Here is an 8,792-nt window from a genome sequence, read left to right on the forward strand (position 1 = left end):
CGAATTTCTTACGTTCAACCATTCTTGGATCTCTTGTTAATAAACCTTCTGGTTTAAGGATAGCTCTGTTTTCAGCATTTACTTCACACATAACACGTGCTAATGCCATTCTTACAGCTTCTGCCTGACCAGTTGAACCACCTCCGTAAACGTTTACTTTTACATCAAAGTTGTTTACATTTTCTGTCATAGACATTGGTTGTAAAACTTTGTATTGTAAAGTTGCAGTTGGAAAGTAAGTTGCGAATTCTTTTTTGTTTACAGTGATTTTTCCTGTTCCTTCAGAAACATATACACGTGCAACAGCGGTTTTTCTTCTACCGATTTTGTGAATAACTCCCATTACTTAAGATCGTTTAGGTTAACAGTTCTAGGTTTTTGAGCTCCTTGTTTGTGCTCAGAACCTACAACAACATTTAAATTTCTGAAAAGCTCAGCTCCTAATTTATTTTTAGGTAACATTCCTTTTACAGCTTTTTCTACTAATAATGCAGGGTTTTTAGATTGCAATACTTTAGCAGTTAAAGTTCTTTGTCCTCCTGGGTAACCTGTATGACGAATATAAATTTTGTCATTCATTTTTGTACCTGTAAGGTTAATTTTTTCTGAGTTGATAACAATTACGTTATCTCCACAGTCAACGTGCGGTGTGTAACTTGGCTTGTACTTACCTCTTAAGATCATTGCAACCTTTGAAGCAAGACGACCTAAGTTATGACCTTCAGCGTCAACAACAATCCACTCTTTGGTTACAGTGGCTTTGCTAGCTGAAATTGTCTTGTAGCTTAATGCGTCCATAATATTATTTTAATTAAACATTCCATCCCCAATAAAGGGGATGCAAAAGTACAATTAATTATTTTAAAACCAAATACCTAAAAAGAATTTTTATATGCTGAAAATCAGGCGATCAGTTTTTTATTTGAAACAATAAGCGAAACCAGGATTATAATAACGTCAAGAGGAAGTTGATATTTGTAATTTTTATTATAAAATATAAATATATTGGCTATGTAAAATAAATTTTTGTCTTGTAAGTCGCTTATTATGAGTCGCTGTGCTTGTCGAAAACAATAAGCGGAATATTTTTATAATTAGCTTGCATCATTTTTTGTTTGAAGGCTTTGGTCGTAATTATCTATTGAGCTTATTCTTTGCAGTATTTCAATAAATGTAACATTATAATTTATATTTCCTTTTTTAAAGTAATAACAATATTAGGGGTTATCTAAATTTTAAATATCGTTTTCTGAACCAAATGCTTTGTAATTTGAAACAGGAATTTGTGTTTTTTGTTTTATTTTGGGTAATTCTGCTATATTTGTATCAATTACATAAATTATTTTAAATGAAAGCTAAAGCAACTCTAAAGCAAATTGCAAAAGAACTGAATGTTTCTGTGTCGACGGTTTCTAAGGCACTGAATGACAGCCCTGAAATTAGTGAGCAAACAAAGGTTAAAATTAAGGAGTATGCCAAACTCAAAAATTACAAACCTAACGTTATAGGTCTGAATTTAAAAAATCGTAAAACCAAAACTATAGGAGTAATTATACCTAATATATTGAACTCTTTTTTTGCCAAGGTTTTTAGTGGAATAGAAAAAGTTGCTGATAAAAAAGGATATAATGTGATTACCTGTATTTCTAATGAATCTTTAGAGAAAGAAATTCATACACTTGAAATGTTAAGCAATGGAACAATTGACGGATTTATTCTTTCGGTTTCGGAAGAAGCACAAAAATTACAGGAATACAGTCATTTCTCTGAAATTATAAATGATGGAACTCCAATTGTAATGTTTGACAGAATTGCTGAAGGAGTTGAATGTGATAAAGTTGTAGTGGATGATTTTGATTCTGCCTTAAATTCAACCCAGCATTTAATTAATTTAGGATGTAAAAATATTGCTTTAATTTCTTCTGTAGACAATTTAAGTGTTGGAAAATTAAGAGCTGATGGGTATTTAAAAGCTTTAAAGGATAATAATATTCCGGTAAATGAAAAAATTATTCTCCGTACTGATTCTGAAGAAGATATGAAAGCTAAAATTGATTTGATTTTTGATAATAAAATTGATGCAATTTTTGCTTTGGATGAAAATGATTCAGTTGCCGCTTTAAGGGTAAGTTTAAAAAAAGGATATAAAGTTCCGGAACAAATTTCTATTATAGGCTTTGCAGATGGAATTTTGGCTTCAAGACGTTTGTCTCCAAGTTTGACAACCGTAAGTCAGCATGGAATTGAAATAGGAGAGGTAGCGGCCAAAAAATTAATTTCCAGATTAGAAGAAAAAGAAGATGAGACGACAGATTATGAAACAATCGTAATCAAAACAAAATTAAAGGAAAGAGAGTCAACCCGAAAAATATAAACAAAAAACCCATCAATTATTGATGGATTTTTTGTTTATAGCTGAGATAGTTAAATCTTAAAAGTTACAACAGGTCGTATAGCATGATTGACTAAGCCTTCGCTAATACTTCCGTTAAAAAAATGTGCAAATCCGGTTCTTCCATGTGTGCACATTCCTATAATATCAGCATTAATGCTGTTTGAGAAATTTAATATTCCTTTTTCGATATTAGTGTCATTATATATGTGTGTGGAATAATTAGTAAGGCTGAATTCAAAAATAAAATCATTCATTGCTTTTTCGATAACATGAGTCGGTTTGAAACTGTTTGGTGTACAGATTGTTACTAAATGTATTTTTGACTCGAAAAATTTTGTAAAAGCTAAAAGTTTTTCGAAAGGTTTTTTAGTTTCAGAAGTAAAATCAGAGGCAAAAACAATATTTGCGGCATTAAAATTTGAAATTTCTTTTTTGATAACTAAAACAGGGATTTCTGAATTCCGAACAACTTTTTCGGTATTGGAGCCAATTAATAATTCCTGAATTCCGGATGAACCATGAGATCCCATAACTATCAAATCGATTTCATAGTCTTTGCTTACTTGCGTAATTCCATGAATAGGCCTGTCCATTTTTACAATTTCAATTATTGGAATTCCGTCTAGATAAGATCTTGAAGAAATTTCATCCAGCATTTCGTTGGCTTTTTTCATGAAAAGCATTGTTTCCGGTATGCTTTTGCCTCCTAGTATTGCGTCGTTCATTTGGTGAGGTAATTCAAGCATATGCAAAATGATGATTTCTGAATTGTCTTTTTTTGCAATTTGTGCGGCAACTTTTAAAGCGTCTTCCGCATGTTGCGAGAAGTCAGTAGGGACTAAAATTCGTTTCATAATTTTTAAGTTAAATAATGAATAATCCGTTATTTTAATGCTATAATAAAGATAAGAAATATTATTAGAGCAATCTAATTATTTTGATTTATAAAAAAAACACTATATTTGCACCGTTATTTATTAAAATCTAAATAATGAGGGGACTAAGTGTCCCCTCTTTTTATAAAATTATGACATTTAAAGAAAAAGTAAATACATTAATCACGGAGGCTCTTTTAGAAAAGCCATCAATTTTCCTGATTGATTTGAATATTTCAGATTCATTTAAGATTAGTGTGGGTTTAGATGGTGATAATGGAGTGGCGCTTCAGGATTGTATCGATATCAGTCGTGCAATCGAGAATAATCTGGATCGTGAAGAACAGGATTTTTCTCTTGAAGTAGCATCGGTTGGAGTAGGTTCACCATTGAAATTTACAAGACAATACATAAAAAATATTGGTAGAACATTGATTGTTACTACAAATAGTGAAAAAATTGAAGCAGAATTAGTAGAAGCTAACGATGTTTTTATAATTTTGTCTTGGCAGGCAAGAGAACCGAAAAAAGTAGGAAAAGGAAAAGAAACAGTTCAAAAAGAGCAACAAATACCTTATACAGAAATTAAAGAGGCAATTGTTACAGTAACATTTTAATTAAAGAATTCGCATGGAAAATTTAGCATTAATCGATTCATTCTCAGAGTTTAAAGATAATAAACTTATTGATCGTGTAACGCTTATGGCAATTTTAGAGGACGTGTTTAGAAATGCATTGAAGAAAAAATACGGTTCTGATGATAACTTCGACATTATTATAAATCCTGACAAAGGAGATATGGAGATTTGGAGAAGAAGAGTAATCGTTGCTGACGAAGATCTTGATTTTGAAAATGAAGAAATTACTTTAACAGAGGCAAGAATGATCGAAGCTGATTTTGAAATCGGTGAAGAAGTTTCTGAGGAGGTCAAATTGATCGATTTAGGAAGAAGAGCTATTTTGGCTTTGCGTCAAAACTTGATATCTAAAATCCACGAGCACGATAATACCAATCTTTACAAGCAATTTAAAGATATTATCGGTGATATTTACACTGCCGAAGTGCACCACGTTCGTCCCAGAGTAGTTATCTTAGTAGATGATGAAGGAAATGAAATTGTGCTTCCAAAGGAAAAACAAATTCCATCTGACTTTTTCCGTAAAGGAGATAATGTTCGAGGAATTATCGAAAGCGTTGAATTAAAAGGAAATAAGCCTCAAATCATTATGTCCAGAACTTCTGAGAAGTTTTTGGAAAAATTGTTTGAACAGGAAATACCTGAAGTCTTTGACGGTTTGATTACCGTTAAAAATGTAGTACGTATTCCTGGTGAAAAAGCAAAAGTAGCAGTAGATTCTTATGACGACAGAATTGATCCCGTTGGAGCTTGCGTAGGTATGAAAGGATCTCGTATTCATGGAATTGTTCGTGAATTAGGAAACGAAAATATCGACGTAATTAACTATACGAGTAATATTCAGTTGTTTATTACAAGAGCATTAAGTCCTGCCAAAGTTTCTTCAATCAAAATTGACGAAGAAAACAAAAGAGCTGAAGTTTTCTTGAAATTAGAAGAAGTTTCTAAAGCAATTGGTAGAGGAGGTCACAATATTAAATTGGCGGGTCAACTGACAGGATATGAATTAGATGTTATCAGAGAAGGTGATGTTGCCACCGGAGAGGATGACGACGTTGAATTAACTGAGTTTTCTGATGAAATCGAAGACTGGGTTATCGAGGAATTTGCAAAAATTGGTTTAGATACAGCTAGAAGTATCTTAAAACAAGAAGTAGAAGATTTAGTAAGAAGAACAGATTTAGAAGAGGAAACAATTCTTGATGTTATGAGAATACTAAAAGAAGAGTTTGATAGCTAGTTATCTGCTCTAACAACACAACGAAAAAGGTAATAATAAAAAGGTTATATGTCTGAAGAGAGAGTAATAAGAATAAACAAGGTTTTAAGGGAATTAAATATTTCGTTAGAAAGAGCTGTCGATTATCTAAAAGATAAGGGAATTGCTATTGATGCAAATCCGAATGCGAAAATTTCTGATAGCGAATTTAATATCCTACAAAGTCAATTTGCGGGCGATAAGGGGAATAAAGAAGCTTCTAAAGAAGTTGGGGAAGAAAAAAGAAAAGAAAAAGAAGCTTTGCGTGTAGAGCGTGAGAAAGAAGTAGAAGATAAACGTAAGCAAGACGAGGAACGTCAAAAGCAACAAGAAGTTATAAAAGCGAAAGCTGTTGTAGCTGGACCTGTTCAGGTAGGAAAAATTGATTTAAATCCAAAAAAACCTGCTGTTGTTTCTAATGCTTCCGAAGAACCGGTTAAAAGGGAAGATCCTAAAGTTACCGCACCAATAGAAAAGCCTGTTCAAAAAGAGACTGAGGAAACTAAGCCTGTTGTTTCTGAAGAAAAGGTAGAAAAACCCATTATTGCTGAGAAAAAGGAACCTAAGGTTGTAGTTTCGAAAGTGGTGTCACAAGATCCAGTTTTAAAAACAGATTCGGATGCCCCAGAAGAATCTATAACGACACAATATCAAAAACTGTCCGGGACCACTCTTACAGGACAAACTATTGACTTATCTCAGTTCAATAAGCCTAAAAAAAAGAAAGAAGATCCTAAAATAACTCCAAATAAACCTGGAGTTCCTGGTGCTGCAAATAGTAACGCTAATAAAAATAAGCGTAAAAGAATCGTTCCAAAACCGGGAGCGCCAAGGCCACCTGCAACTCCTGGAGTTCCTGGTGCACCAAATCCTAATAAGATTACTCCAAATACAGGAGGCGGAGGTTTTAATGCCAACAGAAGCGCAAGACCTGGTTTTGTAAAAGGAAATCGGCCTGCTATTGTAGCTAAAGTTGAGCCAACAGAAGAAGAAGTTAAAAATCAGATTAGAGAAACTCTTGAAAAACTTCAGGGTAAAGGTGGTAAATCAAAAGCTGCTAAATACAGAAGAGATAAAAGAGATACTCATCGTCAAAAGTCTGATGAAGAGCAAAGAGCAATTGACGAAGGAAGCAAAACTATTAAGGTTACTGAATTCGTTACAGTTGGAGAAATTGCCATCATGATGGATGTGCCGATTACGAAAGTAATAGGGACTTGTATGTCTCTAGGTATCATGGTAACCATGAACCAGCGTTTAGACGCTGAAACACTGACTATTGTAGCTGATGAATTTGGTTATGAAGTTGAGTTTATAACGGTTGACATTGAAGAAGCAATTGAAGTTGTTGCAGATAAAGAGGAAGATTTAGTGTTTAGAGCACCAATTGTTACTGTAATGGGTCACGTAGATCACGGTAAAACATCCTTACTGGACTATATTCGTAAAGAAAATGTTATTGCTGGTGAGTCTGGTGGAATTACACAGCACATTGGAGCTTACGGAGTAACTTTGGATAACGGTCAAAAAATAGCATTTTTAGATACACCGGGTCACGAGGCATTTACTGCCATGCGTGCGCGTGGAGCTCAGGTTACCGATATTGCAATTATTGTAATTGCGGCCGATGATGATATAATGCCGCAAACTAAGGAGGCAATTAGCCATGCTCAGGCAGCTAGTGTGCCAATTATTTTTGCTATCAATAAAATTGACAAACCAAACTCGAATGTTGAAAAAATAAAAGAGAAATTGGCAGGTATGAATTTACTTGTGGAAGATTGGGGTGGAAAAATTCAATCACACGACATTTCTGCAAAAGTGGGAACAGGAGTGAAAGAATTATTAGAAAAAGTTTTATTAGAGGCAGAGATCTTAGATTTAAAATCAAATCCTAATAAAGCAGCTCAGGGAACTGTAGTTGAGGCTTTCCTTGATAAAGGAAAAGGATATGTTTCTACAATATTAGTTCAGCATGGAACTTTGAAAGTTGGAGATTATATGTTAGCCGGTAAACATCATGGTAAAATTAAGGCCATGCATGACGAAAGAGGGCATATTGTTTTAGAAGCTGGTCCTTCCACACCAGTATCAGTTTTAGGTTTAGATGGCGCAGCAACTGCTGGAGATAAGTTTAATGTATTTGAAGATGAAAAAGAAGCAAAACAAATTGCATCAAAACGTTCTCAATTAATGCGTGAGCAATCTGTACGTACACAACGTCATATTACACTTGACGAAATTGGTCGTCGTATTGCATTGGGTCAGTTTAAAGAATTGAACGTAATTCTTAAAGGAGACGTTGATGGATCTGTTGAAGCATTATCAGATTCATTCTCTAAACTTTCTACAGAAGAAATTCAAATTAATATTATCCATAAAGGTGTTGGAGCAATTACTGAAACTGACGTTATGTTGGCTTCTGCTTCTGATGCAATCATTATCGGATTTAATGTTCGTCCTGCTGGAAATGCAAGGCAGTTGGCTGATAAGGAAGAAATCGATATCCGTTACTATTCTATTATTTATGCGGCTATTGATGATTTGAAAGATGCCATGGAAGGAATGTTGGCTCCAGAGATGAAAGAAGAAATTTTAGGTACTGCAGAAATTCGTGAGATTTTCAAAATTTCTAAAGTAGGCTCTATTGCAGGTTGTATGGTAATGGATGGTAAGATCATGAGGTCTTCTAAGATTAGAGTTATCAGAGAAGGAGTAGTAGTCCATACAGGAGAACTTGTAGCATTAAAACGCTTCAAAGATGATGTTAAGGAGGTTTCAAAAGGATACGATTGTGGTATTCAGATAAAAGGTTACAATGACATAGAAGAAAGAGATGTAATTGAAGCTTATCATGAAGTAGCAATCAAAAAGAAATTGAAATAATACAAATCATATAATTAAAAAAGCCCAACAGATATTATTTGTTGGGCTTTTTTTTCATCTAATATTCTTATTAATATTATAAAAGATTAGAAAAGCAATAAGTTAATAATATTATTTTGTTGGTTTTAGTAAAAAGACACTTTTATAGCTTTTTTTAATTTCTTCTAAATTTCTTTCAGCTTCAATTCTTGTTTTAAAGTTTCCTACTAGTACTTTGTAATTTGGAGTTTGAAAAATTATAGTTCCATCGATATTATTAAACTCTCTTTTAAACGATGTTAAGGTTTTCTTCGCTTCATCACTTTTGCCGCTAAAGATTTGAATTTTGTAAGTGTCATTTGTGGTAATAGACGCGTTAATTTTTCGCTTATCATTAAGTAATTGTTCAAATTCAGGGTCTTGTTTTATCGTAATATTGTGTTCCTGAGCATTAATATTATGAAAGGAAAGAGTGATTGTAAAGAGCAAGAAAATCCTTTTGTTTTGGGTTAAAATTCTCATAATGTGATTGTTTTTATGCAAAAATAGTATTTAAAGTTTATATGCGTTGCATCAATATTATTTAGAATTAATATAAATTGATATTTAAGACTATTTTAAGGTTTTGAGAATAGTTCTTAAATCGTATTTTTGTGCAAGTTTTAAAAGAAGGGGTTTGATTTGACTGATTATATACAGAAAAAATCATACCAAAAATTAGTAGATAATTTTATACTATATGAAAAAGGTGGGTAACCATA

At 33.1% G+C, this 8,792-nt stretch carries 8 protein-coding genes; 4 read left to right on the forward strand and 4 right to left on the reverse strand.

From position 1 onward, the window contains the following. Positions 1 to 343: 30S ribosomal protein S9 (gene rpsI / locus ABI657_RS18260; RefSeq protein ID WP_348098705.1), on the reverse strand; the 343-nt coding region annotated here is incomplete at its 3' end. Then, positions 343 to 798, reverse strand: a complete 456-nt coding sequence (gene rplM / locus ABI657_RS18265) for a 50S ribosomal protein L13 (protein WP_348098706.1) — start codon at positions 796 to 798, stop codon at positions 343 to 345. The genes rplM and rpsI, both read right to left, overlap by 1 nt. A 550-nt stretch (positions 799 to 1,348) precedes the next feature. Here rplM and ABI657_RS18270 point away from each other — a divergent pair. Then, on the forward strand, positions 1,349 to 2,374 hold the full coding sequence (locus ABI657_RS18270) for a LacI family DNA-binding transcriptional regulator (protein ID WP_348098707.1): 1,026 nt from the start codon (positions 1,349 to 1,351) through the stop codon (positions 2,372 to 2,374). A 50-nt stretch (positions 2,375 to 2,424) separates the two neighbouring features. On the opposite strand, the gene ABI657_RS18275 is transcribed toward ABI657_RS18270, so the two are convergent. Continuing rightward, positions 2,425 to 3,249, reverse strand: a complete 825-nt coding sequence (locus tag ABI657_RS18275) for a universal stress protein (RefSeq protein WP_348098708.1) — start codon at positions 3,247 to 3,249, stop codon at positions 2,425 to 2,427. A 173-nt stretch (positions 3,250 to 3,422) separates the two neighbouring features. On the opposite strand from ABI657_RS18275, the gene rimP reads away from it, so the two are divergent. The 3 genes from rimP to infB are packed head-to-tail and all read left to right on the forward strand — an operon-like array spanning position 3,423 to position 8,052. After that, positions 3,423 to 3,887 (forward strand): ribosome assembly cofactor RimP, encoded by a 465-nt coding sequence (gene rimP, locus ABI657_RS18280; protein WP_348098709.1) that lies wholly within the window; start codon positions 3,423 to 3,425, stop codon positions 3,885 to 3,887. 13 nt (positions 3,888 to 3,900) lie between these two features. Then, on the forward strand, positions 3,901 to 5,148 hold the full coding sequence (gene nusA, locus ABI657_RS18285; RefSeq protein WP_348098710.1) for a transcription termination factor NusA: 1,248 nt from the start codon (positions 3,901 to 3,903) through the stop codon (positions 5,146 to 5,148). A gap of 48 nt (positions 5,149 to 5,196) precedes the next feature. Next, positions 5,197 to 8,052: a translation initiation factor IF-2 gene (gene infB, locus ABI657_RS18290; RefSeq protein WP_348098711.1), complete on the forward strand. Its 2,856-nt coding sequence runs from the start codon at positions 5,197 to 5,199 to the stop codon at positions 8,050 to 8,052. Between the two features lie 111 nt (positions 8,053 to 8,163). On the opposite strand, the gene ABI657_RS18295 is transcribed toward infB, so the two are convergent. Continuing rightward, entirely contained in the window at positions 8,164 to 8,553 is a 390-nt protein-coding gene (locus ABI657_RS18295; RefSeq protein WP_348098712.1) for an SPOR domain-containing protein, read from the reverse strand. Positions 8,554 to 8,792 lie beyond the last annotated feature (239 nt).

Source organism: Flavobacterium sp. (genome assembly GCF_039930565.1).
GTDB lineage: Bacteria > Bacteroidota > Bacteroidia > Flavobacteriales > Flavobacteriaceae > Flavobacterium.